This window comes from Chryseobacterium sp. KCF3-3 (genome assembly GCF_045865955.1).
Lineage (GTDB): Bacteria > Bacteroidota > Bacteroidia > Flavobacteriales > Weeksellaceae > Chryseobacterium.
Genome location: NZ_AP035792.1, coordinates 1,924,246 through 1,942,085 on the forward strand (window position 1 = coordinate 1,924,246; position 17,840 = coordinate 1,942,085).

Sequence of the window (17,840 nt, forward strand, 5' to 3'; positions counted from 1 at the left end):
TTTAGTTTTATTATATTTGAGAAAATCAAAAAGTAAAAATGTTTCTTACCGAATGTCCTAGAGATGCAATGCAGGGATGGGGAGAATTTATCCCTACCGATAAAAAAATAGATTATATCAACTCCTTGATGGATGTTGGTTTTGATGTATTGGATTGTCTGAGTTTTGTTTCTCCAAAAGCGATTCCGCAGATGGCCGACTCTGATGAGGTGGCAAAAAATATCGACAAATCACGCTCCAAAACTAAAGTTTCAGCAATTATCGGTAATTACAGAGGTGCCGAAAAAGCATTGAAACATGAGTCTGTAGACATTCTTGGATTTCCATTCTCTATTTCTGAAACTTTTCAACATAGAAATACCAATAAAAGCCAGGAAGAAGCTTTTGATGAAATCATTAAAATGCTTGAGCTGGTAAAAAGTGAAGGGAAACAACTTAATATCTATTTCTCTATGGCTTTTGGAAATCCATACGGCGAGATGTGGAAATGGGAAGATGTTGACCAATGGGCCCAAAAGTTCTCAGACATCGGAGTAAAAGATATCTTATTATCAGATACTACCGGAGTAGCAACTCCTGAAACGATTGCTCTTTTGTTTGAAAAAATACCTTCAAAATATCCTGAAATTAACTTCGGAGGACATTTTCATAATCGTTATGAAGATTCTTATTCAAAATTAAAAGCGGCTTACGATCAAGGTTGCCGAAGATTTGACAGTGCCATCAAAGGAATCGGAGGATGTCCTATGGCTAAGGATGATCTTGTGGGAAATATGCCTACAGAACAGGTTATCAATTTTATGAGTGTTGAAAAAGCTGAACATAAGCTGAACCTTCTGAACTTTGAAAGTTCTTATAACAAGGCGAAGGATATTTTTCATTTTTAAGAATAATGAATTTCTCGCAGATTCTGCAGATCCCACAGATAAAAAAGAAGATCTGCTTAATCAGCAGAATCTGCGAGAAAACTATCAATAGGAGCGGGCTTTAGCCCGCTTTACTATATTGAAAAACACATGGCTTTAGCCAAAACATAATTATATTAACCCAAAATCAACAAAAATGTCTCCAATCATCTCATCATTCGAAATCAAAAATATCCCTGCTGAAAATCTTATTATTCTTGATGCAAGAGCCGGAAAAGATGTAAAGCAAAATTACCTTGAAAAGCATATTAGCGGAGCAAGATTCATTGATCTGGATAAAGATCTGGCTGAAATAGGAGAGGATGCAGCTTTCGGAGGCAGACATCCGCTTCCTTCTGTAGAAAAGTTTGCTGAAACCCTTTCGGATCTTGGGATATCAGAAGAGGCTCATATTGTTGTGTATGACGATAAAAATGCTTCCAATGCGGCTGCAAGAGCTTGGTGGATGTTAAGATCTTTTGGATTGGAAAAAGTTCAGGTTCTTGATGGCGGAATGCAGGCAGCGGAAAAAGAGGGTTTTGAATTTTCTTCCGGGGAAGAGAGATTTGATAAAGCCGTTTTAATTAAAAAAAATCACTGGAATCTTCCGGTTTCAAGCCTGGAAACTGTTGAAAATGAATTGACAAACGATTCTTCTACAGTGATTGATGTGAGAGATGCCTATCGCTATAAAGGAGAATCCGAGCCTATTGATCTTGTAGCAGGACATATTCCGGGAGCGATCAATATCCCTTTTTCTGAAAATCTTGATGAAAACGGAAACTTTCTGAGTCCGGAAATCTTAAAAGAAAAATACACTCAGTTATTGCAAAATAAACCTGATCATCTGATTATTCACTGTGGATCGGGAGTTACTGCCTGTCATACTATTTTAGCTCTGGATTATGCAGGATTTCCCATTCCGGATCTGTATGTAGGTTCATGGAGTGAGTGGAGCAGGAGAGAAGGAAAAGAAATAGCAAAAGATATTTAAAAACAAAAACCCCGAAAAATTATTTTCGGGGTTTTATATTGTTAAGGGTAATTTTTAAAGCATTCCAAGCTCAAACTTTGCCTCTTCGCTCATCATATCCTTATTCCAGCTTGGTTCGAAAGTAAGCTCTAAATCTACACTTTTTACGTTCTCTACTTCAGCTACTTTATCTTTTACTTCCTGAGGAAGTGTTTCTGCAACAGGACAGTTGGGAGTAGTAAGTGTCATTATAATTTTTACGTCAGCATCATCGGAGATCTGGACATCGTAAATCAGCCCTAATTCGTAGATATCTACCGGAATTTCAGGGTCATATACGGTTTTTAGTACACCGATGATTTCCTCACCAATGTCAGCAATTTGATCGTCTGTAAATTTCATTTTTTAATCTAGATTGATATTCCTTTTCAACAAATCTTCCTGACGCATACGCCGGAAAATATTTGCCAAAGTTAAGACATCTTTTTCACAATAGTCCACAATTCTCTGCAAGTCTTTTTCTATGTAGTAAATTGATGAAACCATTGAGCCGTCTATATCATCTTTCGGAGTAGGAATACCAAAGACATGGGCCAGTAGTTCCAGCGATACAAAACTCTTATAATCCCCAAATTTCCATAGTTCCATTGTATCGATGTGAGGAACTTCCCATGGTTTTTTTCCAAACATCTGAAATGGAGCGGGTGGTTGCATTCCATTGATAAGGTATCTTCTGGCAATCCAAGGAAAATCAAATTCTTTTCCGTTGTGAGCACAGAGAATCACATTGTAAAGTCTTGGACTGTTGAAGATTTCTCCAAATTCCTGAAGCATTTTCTTTTCATCATGTCCGGAAAAGCTTTTTATTTTTAGGGTTTCATTCTTTTCAACCATTCCGATGGTGATGCAGATAATTTTTCCAAATTCGGCCATAATACCGGCTCTTTCATAAAATTCTTCTGCGGTAACATCGTCTTTTCTCTGAAATCTTGTTTTTTTATCCCACAGATACTGATCGGTTTCGGATAAATCGTCCCATGATCCAGCTTGTGGAACTGTTTCAATATCAAGGAATAAAACTCTTTCTAAGGGGATGTTTTGTATCATATGTGTTTTGTTGGGTGTTTATCCTACCTGCATTCCATTTTTCGTAGGTAATGAAGGCGCTAAAAGTGTAACATCTTTCTTGTCTTCACCATATAATCCCAACACAAGACATTCACTGAAGAAATTGGCAATCTGCTTTTTAGGGAAATTAACAACCGCTAAAATCTGCTTTCCTATAAGTTCATCTTTTTCATAAAGAGAAGTAATTTGTGCCGACGATTTTCGGATTCCTAGGTCTCCAAAATCTATTTCCAGCTGGTAAGATGGGTTTCTTGCTTTTTCAAAATCATTCACAGAGATGATGGTCCCGCATCTGATGTCTATTTTTTCAAAATCTGCCCAGGTGATATCTGGTTTTACTGTCATGGTAATTCGTTGATTAAATGTTCTACTTCTATTTTCTGTTCTGCATATTTTTGTTGCAACACTGAGCCTTCACCCATTCTTTTATAATATTCCAAGGCCTTTCCACCGAAGAATTTTTTATGAAAATCCGAAACCTCAGGAATCTGTGGAAATACTTTGTGAAAAAGCATCTCATAATAGGCCTGAAATTCTCTTTCATTTTTATCTTCAATGACCTGTCCGGGCGCTTTTTGTCTTACATGAAGCATTTCGTGGGCCACCATATTCAGAACTAGATTAAGATCAAAATCAAATAAATTTCGTGGGATCATTACGGTTTGTGGCCCTCCCAGCTCACCTTCTGCTGTAAGAAGCATCGAAGTAGGAGAGAGTTCTTCCCTGAATCCGAAACCTGCAAAGTTTTCATGCTCCAGCTCAAAAGAATGGATCAGGTATTTTGCTGCATCCAGAATCTGGTTGTGTTCTTTGTAAGCCTCAAGATGGAAGTTGATCTGTTCGAAATTCATCTGAAATATGTTTTAAACAAATGTATTAAAATATTGAGAATACTAAGAAGTTTTGTCTCAAAGGTTTATGATAAAAGATGGAAAATCTTTTTTATACGACGAGTTCTGTCGCTTCTGGGGGTGATCTTTGCTTCAAGAAAAAACACAGAAAATGAAACTTGACTTAAAAATTCAAGGTGGACATCTTTTGCCGGAAAACCACCTAAAAAAATAAGGCTAAAACCTGAAGACATTCTACTAAAAAGAGCTTCAGATCTCAACCTATTTTAACCTATACAAAATTACACAAAATGAACGATATGGAAAATAATACTACAGGCGCAACTGTAGAAAATACACCATCACAAACACTTTTCAGATTTGTAAGTCTTAGAAGTCCTGAATTATCGGATGATACGAAACAAGACAAGAGATTCATTGTTATTCCTCAGGGTCTTAAAAACGATAATGCTTTTTATGTTCCGGTTGTTAATGGAACCGAAGCTAAGCAAAAGCTGCTGCAAACCTGTGCTGCCAATTATGTAAATAATCCGGAACGTATTTCAATAGAATCAAGCAGCCAGAATAATTTAGAAGGTTTTAAAAGAACCTATAAGGCTTATTATACATTCGGAACCTGGCTGGCCAAAAATAAAAATACCTGTACCTATGAGGAGGTTATGGCTAAAAGGGCAGTATTAACAGATCCACAGGCGCCTCCTGTAGCCCCGCCATTAATTGGGTTATGGAATAATCTAATTTATCAGGTAGTAACTCAGAAAGATTTTTATGTTAAGGAAGTTGTTATGCAACAGCTATTGGCGCATCATATTCTTTCTGTATCCAATGAGGAAGAAATGAAAAATGCACTTGCTGCAAGAGTTATTTTGCCTAAAGAACTGATGATGGAAGACGAGACTGCTTCTGCATTGCAATCGGTTTCAAGAATGGCTTCTGAAGGACCTAAAGAGACTTTTCCAACAGAAGAAATGAAAAGTCAGCAGCTTATTTCTGCTGCAAGGATTAAGCTTGAAAAATATGAAGCTTTAAAGAAAAACCTTACTACGATTGAAAGATTATATAAAGCAGAGTATCAAAAAGATTATACAGCAAAAGAAGAAATTCATCAAAACGAAATTACTTCAATTCTTGAAGGATATAAAAGAGAGCTGTCTGCGCACAAACAAAACTATTGTCAGGTAAGAAATCCTGAGGTAAAATATGATCCTTTAGATCCGTGCCAACAAATTCCGGGTATTCCTGAACCTGTATTGCCACGATTCAATTTTCAGTTCAGAGCTGAAATAGAACCAGATTCTTTATTAAGAGCATTAAAACCTGAAAATGTAGATGCGTTGCTTGACATCTTAGGGTATAATTTTCAGTCAGAACCCAATCAGGAGAGGTCTGCAGAGCTGAGTACTTCGGATCTTGCAGGACTTTTGGAAGGCAGAAATACTTTTTTGGAGATTGATTCTCTATTAAAACAAGCCGTTGAAAAAGCCGGTAATGTGATTGTTAAAAATACCAATGTAGATAATGAAGCATATACCAGTATAGGAGGTGTTTTGATTCCTTTTGCAAGAACCATTGCTGCTCCTTTCAGCTATCAGATCTGCCCGAAGTATGTTTTTACAGGGTTTACATTTGATATGGCACTTACAGTTCCGGACTCATCATGGGATGTGAATGCAATCTCTTATACTTTAGCCCCTAATAATGGCTCTGCAGTTTTCAACGGTAATTATTTTGTGAAATCCAGATCAGGCAACACCATCTTTCTGAATGATCTTTGTATGCCGGGATTAGATTTTAATACCATACAGGATGCCTCATTGAGTGCAAAAATCATGTTTACTAATGGAAAAATAGCGAATATTTATGTCAGTAAACTACAGGCAAGAGCTTGTTTATCAGATCGTTTTTTACTTGAAGTAGATGAGGAAGAACCTGTAGATACTGAAGAAGATGACAATAATTTTATTCCATCAGGATTCGGATTCAAACAAATCGGTATTGCAGATTATTTGAAAGTGGAGCAGACCACTCATGCCTACGTTGAAGGTGAAGTTGCTCATATTGAGAATATTATGGCTAGAGAATATCGTGAGAAATCTACCAGAAGACTAAGAAGAAGTGAAAATACGACAACGACATCTTCTGATACTGAAAGAGAACAGCTTACTGATACTACTACAGCTACCCGTTTTGAAATGCAGAATGAGATTGCAAAAATGATGCAGGAAGCATCAGACAGCAATACTCAGTTTGGGGTAAATGCTAACTATGACGGAGGTAATTATAATATCAGTACAAGTATGGGACTGGGCAATGCCAGTCATAGTTCAAGAGATGAGAGTACCAGACAGGCCGTGACTCAGGCTCAGGATATTACATCGAGAGCTATGGACAGAATTGTTACAAAAGTTCACGAAGAAAGAATTGAGAAAATTATTGAAGAATTTGAAGAAAACAATTCTCATGGCTTTGATAATAAAAAAGGAGATAAGCATGTAGTAGGTGTTTACAGATGGGTGGATAAGCTGATGAAAAACCAGATCTATGATTATGGGAAACGTATGATGTTTGAATTCATGATTCCCGAACCCGCAAAGCTCCATCTGTTAGGAATATCTTCCAATAAAAACACCCAATCATTGGTGAAGCCAGAAGATCCTAGAACGTCCCAAACGATGACAATGAAAGATCCTGGAGCATTGGATGATAATACCATCTTTCAATATTGGGTAGGAAAATATAATATTACTGCAGATAAAAGATTAGATCCTGTTATTTATATTTCAAATGCATTTTCTGATAAAAATATTGGAGTTGATAATGAATATGGAGTAGGAAGATGGACCGGTGTGTACCATAATAATGACTTTAAAATTCCCGAAAATTATGAAGCTGTTTATATAAAAGGCTCTTTAAGAGCAGGTGCAGGAGCGATGAATGATGGACAGGGAATGAATCCTAACCATACAGTATATGTTTGTGGTAAGGAATCCGGAACTGCAGTAGATATGGCTTTAAATTCCATAAAAGATAAAATTACTGTTTCTTTTATTTCTTGGGATATGAAAGGGATTTCAGGTTCATTGATTGCAACATGTCAGCTAACGCAGGAAGCAAAAAGACAATGGCAGCAGGAAGCTTTTAATGCGATCATCAATGGATATGAAGTCGCTTTGGTAGAATATAATAATGCTGTATCTGAAGAGAATAATAAAGCTTCTGCAATTAAGGATTCCAATCCAAACTTTTACAGACAGATTGAAAATACTATTCTCAGAAAAAACTGTATTTCTTACATGGCAGACAGAACTTCAAACTCAATTCATGGCTACGGCTTATCAGGCCTGACACAAGGAAGTTCATTTACGGATTATGAAACGAAACTTTCTAAGAATCTTGATCAATACTCCGCTTTTGTAAAATTTATGGAACAGGCATTTGAATGGGAAAATCTATCCTACTACCTGTATCCATACTATTGGGGCAATAAAGAAAACTGGTCAGACATGTACAAAGCAGAGAATACAGATCCTGTTTTCAAAGCCTTTTTACAAAGTGGTATGGCCAGAGTGGTTGCTACTGTGCGTCCAGGTTTTGAGGCCGCTGTACAGTTTTATTTGGCGACCGGAAAGATTTGGAATGGAGGTGAAGTTCCTGTGATTGGAGATGATCTTTATTTATCAATTGTAGATGAATTGAAGCAGCCAAAAGGCAAAAAACATGGAAAAGCATGGATCACGAGACTTCCTACAACCTTAAATATTCTTCAAGCAGAAAGTATTGGGCTGAGAGTAGCTCATGCACTACCATTTACTATTGAAAATCCAGATGATTTTGAAGTGCCTTCAGAAGTAATTACTGAGGATAGATTCAATTTCGGGACTAACAATAATCTTCTTGGAGTAGAATCGCTGGAAGGACAGAAAGTTATTTTGGGAGACTGGAAATAACATAATTATTAACCTTAAAAATTAAAAAAAATGCCAATTATAGGAAAAATTATACGTGTCAATGAACTACCTCCCATTGGAGAAAGGGAAGCGAATGCTATTTATCAGGTAGCGGCTCCGGGTTCTCTCACTTACACAGATTATGCTGTTGATGAAAATGGTGATTTAAAAACCCATGCAGTTGTTGACGGAACAATTCCCTTAGAATTAGCGGATAATCATGTGAGTATTTCAGATGTAGATCTTTTAGCCGAAGGAATCGCAAGCCAGGCTCAATACAATATCAAAACAAAGGAAAAATTAGCTGGAAAATTAGAAATTCCTTTGACCGATGGAAATGCACAGGACTATCCTAAAATCATAGGACTGAATGATAATGGAGATGTTGCCAAACTTCCGGCAGGTGATTTGGGGAAAAATATGATGAATGCCAACCTTTCAAACAGCTCAGCAAGAAGTCATACCCTTAATGCTTCATTTTCAATCAATACTTTAGGAAATCCTTATGTATTATCCGGGTTACCCAATAAGAATTCTGATACTGCCAATTTTCAAAAAGTTGTGGTTCAAAATACCAGTGGCTTAAATGCTGTGGTAGACAGTAAAAATCTACTGTTGGAAATGCCAAGCCAAATGACGGAAGCTGAAAGATCAGCATGGAAAACAAAAATGAATGGAGGCTGGAGTACGGATACCATGAGCGTGGCAGTGATATCACCACCAATTGTAGATAAAACAGACAGACCGTTTTGGATTAACTTAAAAGGAGCAAACCTAAACCTTCCATCTACCAGTTTTAAAGTAGAACTATGTACCCAGGACAGTGTTTCGGCTGATACAGCTACTGTTGTCGCTACAATACCTGGCTCACAGGTTCAGCTGTATACCAATGGAATTGACCTCACTTTCTATTACAACTTTAAAAATATTCCGGCAGTAGAATATAAAATAAGATTGTGGAATGGTGTAGCGTGGTATCTGACAAGTTTTACCATCCGTGTAGTAACCCAGATACAGCGTATCCCTCTCAACAACATTGTTTGGGAACAGAAAATATACAATAATGCGGTATCACCCGCCATTACACAGGCAGGAGCTGCTGTAAGCTACAGTTCTGACAGTAATGTAAAAGCACTTGCTGATGACTCTTCTTTCATCGCAGCCCGAAAGACAAACCAATTGATTGGAGCAGATGAAGATTTTTACATGAGTGTTGAAATTACAGGTAAGACTGCAACGATTAATGGTGCCAACGGATTTGGAACGATGACCCATTTTGTAGGATTAGTCAATGCTGCCAATGGAGTAGACCTGTTAAATCAAACCGTTGCCAATGTTAGGCTTGTACAGTCTTACTGGTATCCTATGGGTAAAATATTTCCTGATAATTCAGCCGAAGCAGTAACTACTGCTGACCCAACGTATGCCCTTAGTGCTACATTTATAAGACGAGGAGGAAGCTGGACCATTATTGTAAACTTTAATAATAAGACTGTTACCTACACCAAAACCGGTTATACAGGAGCGGTTGCCTTTGGAATGTACAATATGAACACAATGGGAAACACTGGAGTAAGCGCCAATATCGTTGAACTGTATAAACTATAACCTTTTATCAAGCTTTGAGATAAAATCAATATAAAAAGGCAGAGTCTGAAAAATTCTGCCTTTCAATCAGGCAATGTCTATGAACTGATAGACATTGCTATTTAACCAGCAAAATTTTAAAATTATGAAAGAAAAATTATTAATACCAGAACAAGTACAGCAACTTTTAAACGAAATTAATACAACAGATTTAAACCTGGGGGAAATCCAGATCTCTGAACATCCTTTACTTCCAACATTTAACCGATTTATTCGAATTAATAAAATGGTGGTAGATACAGAGCTTCCAAGAACCTACCTTTTTTATCAGCAGGTTTTAAGGAATAAAGAAACCAATGAAATTGAACCTTCCAAACTCCCGACTCCGGAATGGCTGATTGGGGAAGAAGAATGGTCAAGCATGAGAGATGAAAACTTTGACAGAATATTTGTTCCTGTAGTAGATGAAGAAACGCAGAATCCTGCTCTGGATGAGGCCGGAAACCCCAAAACCTCTATCATCAAAGTGAATACCCATCATTATATGCTTTGGCTTGTTAAGAATAATAAGGTAGGCTTTCTGGATCTCCTGAAAAGTTATTTACAGGAATTTGTTGAGTTGAAAAGCAATGAACTCAATAAGCTGTCTTAATTACAGATTATTATTTATATGAATTTATAAACATTTTACAGGCAGAGCCTTAAAGCTCTGCCCGTATTCACCTTAAAAATCACAAAATGAGTTTAGAAATTTTAAATAATCCTCTATTGAGGAACATCACGGATTTCTTTCCTGAGAATGAGAATCCCGATTCTAAGACCATTTTCCCGGCTCAGGAATCTCCTCCGGAATTAAAGCAGAAAACCTCACGTCAGATTGCGAATACTTACTATGGAGGAAAACCCATTGCAGAGAGGAATGGGTTCCAAATCTATTCTGATGATCCTGTATTTGGCGGTAATATTGAAGAAGTAGTTGTCTATAAGAGCAGATTCAGCAAGACCATAGCCGGAATTGATGTTGTTCTTTTTGCCAGTAAAAACGGAGCTTTCCTTTTGCAGCGTTATTTGGAAGCTTTACCCAATAGTAATGAACTGATTCTATTTTTAGAAATTGATGACCGTTACAATCATAATACGGTAATGCGTGCTGTAGCGGGAGCAGGACTTACGAATAAAAAGGATATGCCTTTTGCAGACATTCTCAGTTTTACAAGGAAACATGAGGTAACCGTTACTCCAAAATCACTCAAAAATCTTATTGAAAAAGGTATATACAGAAACAAAGTAGATTTTATAAGCTGGTTTCTGGGTTTGAAGGATAAAAGTATCGGGGAAATATTCAGTTTTTTTAAGAAAGAAGGCTTAGAAGGAGCTTCAGCGTTTTTTACAAACGGTATCGCTGAAAATATTGTCAAGTTAAGAATTTCGGAAAACAGATGGAATCCCAATCCGAAAGAAGGAGAATATGATCCTGCCTTTATTCCGGAAGTCTTTTATAAAGAAATAAAAGATTTCTATGAACATAAAGCATTCCAGAATCCTTATGAAAATCTTGCAGGTCAGAAGAAAATAAATTCCAGAATTGTAAAATCTTTTTTTGAAAGCATCAATGAGGTAAAGGATGATTTTAATAGTCTGCTGAAAAACGCTGAAACTTTATTTCCCACTTTTATCTATAAAAGAATCAATAAATCTTTGACTTTCTTTTTTAACCAGATCGACAAGCTGGAGAAGTTTATAGCAGATCCGCTTACCGGAATGCAGCATATTGTTTACAGAAACTATCAGATTGCCAATGCCTTTCTTTGTGGTATTTATAACAGTCTGGTTGATATTATTGCCGGAATCTTTTCCATCATCGGCTTTATCTTCAAAGCAGTCGCTGCCATGGATAAAGTAAATGACCGGAAAGTGGAATATGGGGAAATGTTCCTGGAACTGATGGAAGATTTGCTGGAAGGCATTCTGACTTTTGATTATGTGGAGTTCTTTAAGCAGTGCATTATTTCTCAGCTCAAAACCATTATCCGGTTGGTAAAATGGGTAGAAAAAAATCTTCCTCATGTCACACTGGAAAAAGCGGCCTATTATTACGGTTATATCATTGGAATTATCATTGATATTATTGTGGAAACACTTCTTACAGGTGGAACGGCGGCAGTTGCCAAGCTCGCCAAATCTGTAGAAAGCTTTATCCTGAACCCGCTGGAAAAGATCACCAAGGCAATTACAACAGCTGAGAACGCTCTCAACAAAATTATAGAATTTATTCGAATGATTCTTCGTGAATTTAAAAAGGGATCAAAAGAAATTTTTTCTAAATTAGAAAAGATTTTAGATGAGGTCTTTGGTTTTGGAGAAGAGGTTGCGGATCATGGCTTGTCTCCAGCGGAGAAAACAGTGAAGGATAATAATAAGAGAATTCAGGAGAAGCTTGATAGCCAAAACAAAAGCTTAGATGAAAAATGGAATCAGCAAGTGCAGAAACAAAATAAAAAGCGACTTAATGATTTTAAGGAAAAATGGGAAGGAACTTCAATTAAAAATATTCCAAAATCCGAAATAACAAATATTTTAAGAGGATATACGGAACAAGCTAATAGAATAGCTAAAAGCATTGATGAAAATGAAATTTTGGTTATAGTATTAGATGATAATGAGTTCAATTTGATTTGTCAAATGGAATATGGAGATAGCTTAGACAAGGCTAATAGGACTATTGCTTTTGCTGATGGATTAGATATGTATTTTAGAGAGTCTAGATCAATAGATGAATTTTTAGGAGATATAATTCATGAAGGAACACATGCAATTGAAAACTATGAAAAACGAAGAATGATTATCCAAGGTTTGTCAAGAGAAGAAGCAGAAAAACGTTTTGGAAATGTTAGGTCAAAAGAAAAAAGAGCATATTTTCATGAAAGAGCTTTTCAAAAAGCGCTTGGAATAAAGATAAGCTTTATAAGAATAGACGATATGCTTAGACATATTTTTACACTTTATGAAAAATATTAATTATGAATATAGCTATAGAAAAATTATTAAATGAGCTGACTTCTTATGGGGAGCATCCTCTAAAAATTATCATTTTAAAACAAGCGGAGAATAGTCTAGGAATAAATAAGATGATTTCTCTTATAACAAAATTAATGCAGTGGCATAAGAAAGTAATATTATGGTCAAAGAAATCAATAGATAGTCCAAATGAAGATGTCTACAATAAAGATTACTATCAACCAATCTCTGCAATGATTGAAAATTATAAAGGCTTATTTGAAAACTGTCCTGAACTTTCAGAACTTTATGAGCTTAAAAGTGATAAAATATATTTCAATTCTTCTTTGACAGGTCAGGAAAAACAAGAGGTTTTAGATTATGTAGATGAAAACTATAAGATTGTCCGACACAGTTATGGTAGGAAATCATAATATTTACCGCTTCTTCGGGAGCGGTTTTTAGTTTGGAAGGATTAAATTTTTTTAAACGAGTTAAAATCAGATATGAAAATTAAAGTTTTAAATTATTTTATTATTAATAAACTTAAACCCAACCAAAAAAATATTTTGGATATTAAAATATTAAGCGACGAAGAAGGTCTTTTGAATAATAAACGATTTAAAAATAAGGAAAAAGGGATTTCATTTATTATTAAATCAGTGGGACATATCAATCCTGCGGTTGAAGATTACTATCCTGTTGTAGTAGAAATTGATCAAAATAATGAACTGGAAAATTATAAAGATTTAATTTTTTATGATAACCTTTAAAGTTTAGTATTGAATATGATTTACCACTTCATATGAAGTGGTATATTCTCTTTTAAGTAACCAAGATTTTAAATTAAAAAATATTTATTTAGATGGGAATAAATTAAAATCATTGAAAATCAGTTCGGTAAATATTGATGGGATTAATTTTTATAATAATCCTTTGAAATCTATATGTATTGACCCCAAGATGAAAAAGAAAATAGTTTCCAGTTTAAAAGAAAATGACATAAAAGATTGTGAGATTATTTCTACGTGCAATTTTAAAACTGAAGAGCCTAATGAAAATGAGGTTTTTAGAACGACTATAAAATCTAAATAAACAACATATTTATTTACAGCACAAAAATTACATAACCCCGGCCGCCTTCAAAGGCGGCCGGGGTTATTAAACTAAAAAAATAAATTAAGGATGCTCATTTCTCGCTCTGATGACCAGATTGACTAAATCTGAGCCGCCACTTGCAAAATTATCGCTTGGATTATGCGCGCTTTGAGTAGCCACAGCATACGGAGAACCGTCCCAATATCCCCAAAAAGGACCTCCGCTTTGTCCAGGCCATATATCTGCTTTATGGCTCATGCTTTCGTTGTCATCAGCACTCCAGAAATCCCCATCCAGTGCGATACCTGTTTGGTAGGTAGGTCTTTGCGTTCCTGTAAGATCTCCAGGATATCCTGCGTGAGTCCAGTAAGCCCCACCGTCCCATGAATCGGAATAGGATTTTGAGCCTAACCAGCCTGTGCTGTTTCCAATAGGTCTGTCTAATACAATTACTACATAATCATATTGGATTTCTGTAGAGTCTATGGTAGGGCCAGCTACTTTATACTTGTAATACGTTAATGTACCCCAAGCCGTTCCGTAAGGAGCGCTTCCGTTGTAATACATTGGGGTGAATTTCAGCCATCCTGTTGTATTATTGGGCTGCCAGTCTACAATATGAGAGCAGGTAAGAAGGTGTCTTGGGCCAATCATTACGCCGCTTCCTGAACCTAAAGAACTTTCAACTCTGCCGACACATCTCCACGGATAGGCTGTAGAATTATATACTTTTCTCTGATCTGCTCCAAAAATAGTTCTTGCATTTTCAGCAGTCAGGAAAGAATCTCTTTCAATAAATTTTGGTTTACGGTCTTTTTTAGGTTCTAGTTTTGGATTATATTCAAAATCAGCATGGGTAGGATAGAAATGGTCAGTTTCCAGAGATCTGTTTTCTGCTGTTTTTTCATCCATAGGCATTCCTATAGTTTTCATCCCTTTAGGAAAAGTTCTTCCGTTAATAGTTTCCATAGCCGGAGCCTGGTTGAATAATTTTTCAATAGCTGATGGTTTTTCAGTTGATTTTGCTTTAACAGTTCTAAGTCTTAGAACTTCTTCAGCGGTCATTGGATTGTTGTTTTCGATTTTTGACATGATTATTATTTTTAATCTGGTATATTCCTACTCTTTTAATGGCTTTTCGGATTCCGCCGGTAATGGTTATTAGTTAAGTGAATATTTTTTGTGAAAATTCTGCAGTCATGCTTTCTGTCTGGTTAATTTGCGCTGCTCCCATAGCGGCTAAGGCGACGGCAACCTGTTTGTCAAGTGTTTTTCTGACGATGTTTCCGTTGGTGGCACGCAATATTTTGCAGAAGTGATAGGTAAAATACCCTCGAATTTGTCCGCTGATATTTCCTTCCATCGATACCTGATTGTCTTTTGCCGCCGCCCACAACGTATGATTCATTCCGGCAACAGGCACAAGTGCTTTAGTAAGAACGGTTGATTTTTTTGAACTTTTGGAAGTTTCCATTTCACTGGCATACGTCAGATAGAATTCATCTTCAAGCATTGGTGGAATGTAGCGTGCTGTTTCGTTGAGAAAATCTGCTTCCAGTCCCAGATCCATTTTTCTGGTTCCTGTTCCGGAATAACAGCAGTCGAAGATCACTTCCATATTCACTCCGGCTTTTAGTTTGCTGAGAATCGTTTTAAAATCATCATCACGAATCACTCCGTTATTGGCATAATCGTGCGGACAAATGGCTTCGTCCAGACCATCCAGTTCCAGATCCGATCCTATATTGGCCACTCTGGTTCCGTGCCCTGAATAATAAAAAACCAGAGAATCTCCTTTTACGCTTGTGCTGATCATGGATTTCAGATAGTTCAATATATTCGCTCTTGTGGCATTCTGATTGGTCAGGATTTTAATCTTTGCCGGACTAAAACCACAGATGACCAATGTGTTTGCCATATCTCTCGCGTCATTTACACAGCCATTAAGGTCCGGACCTCCGTATCCAATGGGAGCATAATCATTAATACCTACGATAAGTGCTTTTTTCATTGTATTAGTTTTAAAAATATTCCCTACTCTGTTTCGGCTTTTCGGGGGCTGCCTTTCTGTGTTTTTTTCTATGACAAAATTCCATCATTCTGAAGGACAAAAACAGAGGAGAAAACCGTATTTTGAAAAAGGAAAAACACCTTTTTGTTTGTATATGAATGAGTTATGAAATGAAAATCCGGCAGCTTGAAAAGCTGCCGGATACGTTAATAGAATGTAAAGATGTTTATTTTTTCAGGTAATAATAAGATTAAAAATTAAGTTAGCACAGATCATGTTTCATGGCAAAAAGCACTAGACCCGCTCTGTTTTTTATATCCAGTTTCACGAAAACCGAATCTCGGTAGCCATCTATAGTTTTCGGACTCAGGCACATTTTGTCGGCAATCTCTTTATAGGTAAGTTCACTGCAAGCCCACTTTATAAACTCTTTCTCTCTGTCTTTCAGTTCAGAAAGAAGAGAAGCATTTTTCATTTCTTCTGTTTTTACTTTCAATAATTTCTGGGCAACAAAATCAGTATAGAAACTCCCTTTTTCAAATACAGTTTCTATGGCCTGGAAAAGGATAGAAGGCTGCATATCTTTCAGTAAATACCCTTTAGCACCTGCCTTAAGCATTCTGATAAGAACTTTTTCATCATCATCCATGGTAAGGGCAATGACTTTGATATCGGGGTAATGTTCGGTAAGCCATTCTGTAGTTTCTATACCATTTTTATAAGGCATATTAACATCCATCAGGACTACGGCGGGTAATTCAGAAGCTTTTTCCACACCTGCAATAAATTCTTCTCCGTTGGGATGATTCATAATGACCCGATATTGAGTGTTTTCTGTGATCATATTTTCCAAGGCTTTGGAAATTAAAGTATGATCATCAACGATCGCTATGGGAATAGTTTTCATAATAAATTTTTATGATAGGTTATCAGAGTTTGTGTTCCTTTATTTAATTCTGAGTGTATAGAAAGTTCGGCATGAATCAGTTTTGCTCTCAGTTCCATGTTTTTTAATCCTGAGCCATCCTGAATAATGCTTGTATCAAAGCCTTTTCCGTTATCGGAAATGCTGATGTGTAATTTTTCACAGTCATCTTCCATTTGTATGGAAACATTTTTGGCTTTGGAGTGTTTTAGAATATTGTTGATGCTTTCCTGGATAATTCTGAAGAGAATCAACCCATGTTTTGGGGAAATATCAATATCCTGTTTCTGAGTAATGAATTCTATTTTTAATAATTTCAGTTTTTTGATCCTATGAACTTCTCTTTCAACAGATTCTGCCAGTCCGAAATGAATGATCTGTTCAGTAATTAATGTTTTAGACAGATTTCTTATATCCTGTATACATTCTCCCAACAGTTCATTGAGCTCAATCAGGTCCTCTTTTTCGTTGTTTTTTAATTTGGTAATCAGCTGATTTTGACGAAGACGTACAACAGAAAGTTTTTGTCCCAGATCATCATGTAATTCCTGTCCGATATAATTCAGGGTCTGTTCCTTCATTTCTACCTGAGAAGTGGCCAGCTCTTTTTCAAAACGCAGATCTTTTTCTTTTTGTTCTATCAGCAGGGTTGTCTTTTTCTTGATGAAAACAGCATAGATGAAGATCATTGTCAAAACAACGATAAATAAGGTAATTGTAAAGATGATGACCAAATTATTCTCTTCCATATCTAAGAAGTTTTTATCTGATTTTCTCCTGTTTGTTCCAAATTAAACCTAAGATGAGTATACCGTTACTGATCAGATTCAGCATAAATAAAATGAAGAAATAAATACTTTCTGAAACAGTAGTTCTAAAAAATAAAATTGGAATACTTCCAATGAAAAAAATCAGTAGAGCAACTGAAATCCAGAATGGTAGATAGTTTTTAATTTCCAGTATTTTATCAGAATTAAAGGTTTGGTACAGGAACAAAATAATTGAAAATAGCAACAGAAGAATATCTACGTACAGCATATTAAAAGAAAAGTGATGAAACAGATCATCTTCTGTGTAAAACATAATCACAATATTGAGGACAAAAAGAATCAGGATGATTACCTGTATCTTTTTGAGCATCGGAACATACAGTAATTGGTAATAATAGAATAAGTATAGAAAGAATACGATCATTAAAAAACCAATCACATAAAATATATCCGTAGGCAGACTTGTCAGCTTGAAATAGAAATAACAGGAAATATCAATCAGGGAAAACAACAGATATCCAATGATAAAAAATAAATTTTCCTTTCCGGTTTTTCTATATTTTATGATCATTAAAGTCATCACTATAATGGAAATGATCATCGATATCTGTTTCCCTGTTTCAATATTCCAGTTCATAATTTTGTGTT

General features: G+C 36.0%; 17 protein-coding genes. 8 read left to right on the forward strand and 9 right to left on the reverse strand.

Features of this window, described 5'->3' with window-relative positions; all coding sequences use genetic code 11:
• Positions 1–38 precede the first annotated feature (38 nt).
• Positions 39–887 (forward strand): hydroxymethylglutaryl-CoA lyase, encoded by an 849-nt coding sequence (locus ACKTTZ_RS08660; RefSeq protein WP_062672973.1) that lies wholly within the window; start codon positions 39–41, stop codon positions 885–887.
• 175 nt (positions 888–1,062) lie between these two features.
• Complete coding sequence (locus ACKTTZ_RS08665) at positions 1,063–1,899, forward strand: sulfurtransferase (RefSeq protein ID WP_407848371.1); 837 nt, start codon at positions 1,063–1,065, stop codon at positions 1,897–1,899.
• A 54-nt stretch (positions 1,900–1,953) separates the two neighbouring features.
• Here ACKTTZ_RS08665 and ACKTTZ_RS08670 read toward each other — a convergent pair whose 3' ends face one another.
• The 4 genes from ACKTTZ_RS08670 to ACKTTZ_RS08685 are packed head-to-tail and all read right to left on the reverse strand — an operon-like array spanning position 1,954 to position 3,857.
• Positions 1,954–2,280 carry an SUF system Fe-S cluster assembly protein gene (locus ACKTTZ_RS08670; protein WP_034691980.1) on the reverse strand — a complete coding sequence of 109 codons (327 nt, stop codon included), beginning with the start codon at positions 2,278–2,280 and terminating at the stop codon, positions 1,954–1,956.
• A 3-nt stretch (positions 2,281–2,283) separates the two neighbouring features.
• Positions 2,284–2,985, reverse strand: coding sequence for a 3'-5' exonuclease (locus ACKTTZ_RS08675; protein ID WP_034691977.1), 702 nt, complete (start codon positions 2,983–2,985; stop codon positions 2,284–2,286).
• Between the two features lie 18 nt (positions 2,986–3,003).
• Positions 3,004–3,351, reverse strand: coding sequence for a tRNA-binding protein (locus ACKTTZ_RS08680; protein WP_407848373.1), 348 nt, complete (start codon positions 3,349–3,351; stop codon positions 3,004–3,006).
• Entirely contained in the window at positions 3,348–3,857 is a 510-nt protein-coding gene (locus tag ACKTTZ_RS08685; protein ID WP_407848375.1) for a hypothetical protein, read from the reverse strand. Before ACKTTZ_RS08685 ends, ACKTTZ_RS08680 begins: the two co-directional genes overlap by 4 nt.
• A 290-nt stretch (positions 3,858–4,147) precedes the next feature.
• Here ACKTTZ_RS08685 and ACKTTZ_RS08690 point away from each other — a divergent pair, with 290 nt between their 5' ends.
• The 6 genes from ACKTTZ_RS08690 to ACKTTZ_RS08715 all read left to right on the forward strand — a co-directional run bounded on the left by ACKTTZ_RS08690 (position 4,148) and on the right by ACKTTZ_RS08715 (position 13,161).
• Positions 4,148–7,804: a hypothetical protein gene (locus ACKTTZ_RS08690; RefSeq protein ID WP_407848377.1), complete on the forward strand. Its 3,657-nt coding sequence runs from the start codon at positions 4,148–4,150 to the stop codon at positions 7,802–7,804.
• A 30-nt stretch (positions 7,805–7,834) separates the two neighbouring features.
• Positions 7,835–9,412 (forward strand): hypothetical protein, encoded by a 1,578-nt coding sequence (locus ACKTTZ_RS08695; protein WP_407848379.1) that lies wholly within the window; start codon positions 7,835–7,837, stop codon positions 9,410–9,412.
• 124 nt (positions 9,413–9,536) lie between these two features.
• A complete protein-coding gene (locus ACKTTZ_RS08700; RefSeq protein ID WP_407848381.1) occupies positions 9,537–10,043 on the forward strand; it encodes a hypothetical protein in 507 nt (168 codons plus the stop codon).
• Positions 10,044–10,129: 86 nt separating this feature from the next.
• Positions 10,130–12,409, forward strand: coding sequence for a hypothetical protein (locus tag ACKTTZ_RS08705; RefSeq protein ID WP_407848383.1), 2,280 nt, complete (start codon positions 10,130–10,132; stop codon positions 12,407–12,409).
• A 2-nt stretch (positions 12,410–12,411) separates the two neighbouring features.
• Positions 12,412–12,822, forward strand: a complete 411-nt coding sequence (locus ACKTTZ_RS08710; RefSeq protein WP_407848385.1) for a hypothetical protein — start codon at positions 12,412–12,414, stop codon at positions 12,820–12,822.
• A gap of 72 nt (positions 12,823–12,894) precedes the next feature.
• A complete protein-coding gene (locus tag ACKTTZ_RS08715; RefSeq protein WP_034691961.1) occupies positions 12,895–13,161 on the forward strand; it encodes a hypothetical protein in 267 nt (88 codons plus the stop codon).
• 406 nt (positions 13,162–13,567) lie between these two features.
• Here the strand turns inward: ACKTTZ_RS08715 and ACKTTZ_RS08720 are convergent, their stop codons facing one another.
• From ACKTTZ_RS08720 to ACKTTZ_RS08740, 5 genes are all read right to left on the reverse strand, one after another.
• Complete coding sequence (locus tag ACKTTZ_RS08720; protein WP_051934178.1) at positions 13,568–14,578, reverse strand: trypsin-like peptidase domain-containing protein; 1,011 nt, start codon at positions 14,576–14,578, stop codon at positions 13,568–13,570.
• A 73-nt stretch (positions 14,579–14,651) separates the two neighbouring features.
• The gene (locus tag ACKTTZ_RS08725; protein WP_407848388.1) at positions 14,652–15,497 is read right to left on the reverse strand and encodes a caspase domain-containing protein; all 846 of its coding nucleotides are present in this window, start codon (positions 15,495–15,497) and stop codon (positions 14,652–14,654) included.
• A 262-nt stretch (positions 15,498–15,759) separates the two neighbouring features.
• The gene (locus ACKTTZ_RS08730) at positions 15,760–16,404 is read right to left on the reverse strand and encodes a response regulator (protein WP_407848390.1); all 645 of its coding nucleotides are present in this window, start codon (positions 16,402–16,404) and stop codon (positions 15,760–15,762) included.
• Positions 16,401–17,171: a sensor histidine kinase gene (locus tag ACKTTZ_RS08735; RefSeq protein ID WP_034691954.1), complete on the reverse strand. Its 771-nt coding sequence runs from the start codon at positions 17,169–17,171 to the stop codon at positions 16,401–16,403. The genes ACKTTZ_RS08730 and ACKTTZ_RS08735 overlap by 4 nt, the downstream gene beginning before the upstream one ends.
• Positions 17,172–17,184: 13 nt before the next feature.
• Positions 17,185–17,829 carry a hypothetical protein gene (locus tag ACKTTZ_RS08740; protein WP_407848392.1) on the reverse strand — a complete coding sequence of 215 codons (645 nt, stop codon included), beginning with the start codon at positions 17,827–17,829 and terminating at the stop codon, positions 17,185–17,187.
• Positions 17,830–17,840: the final 11 nt, after the last annotated feature.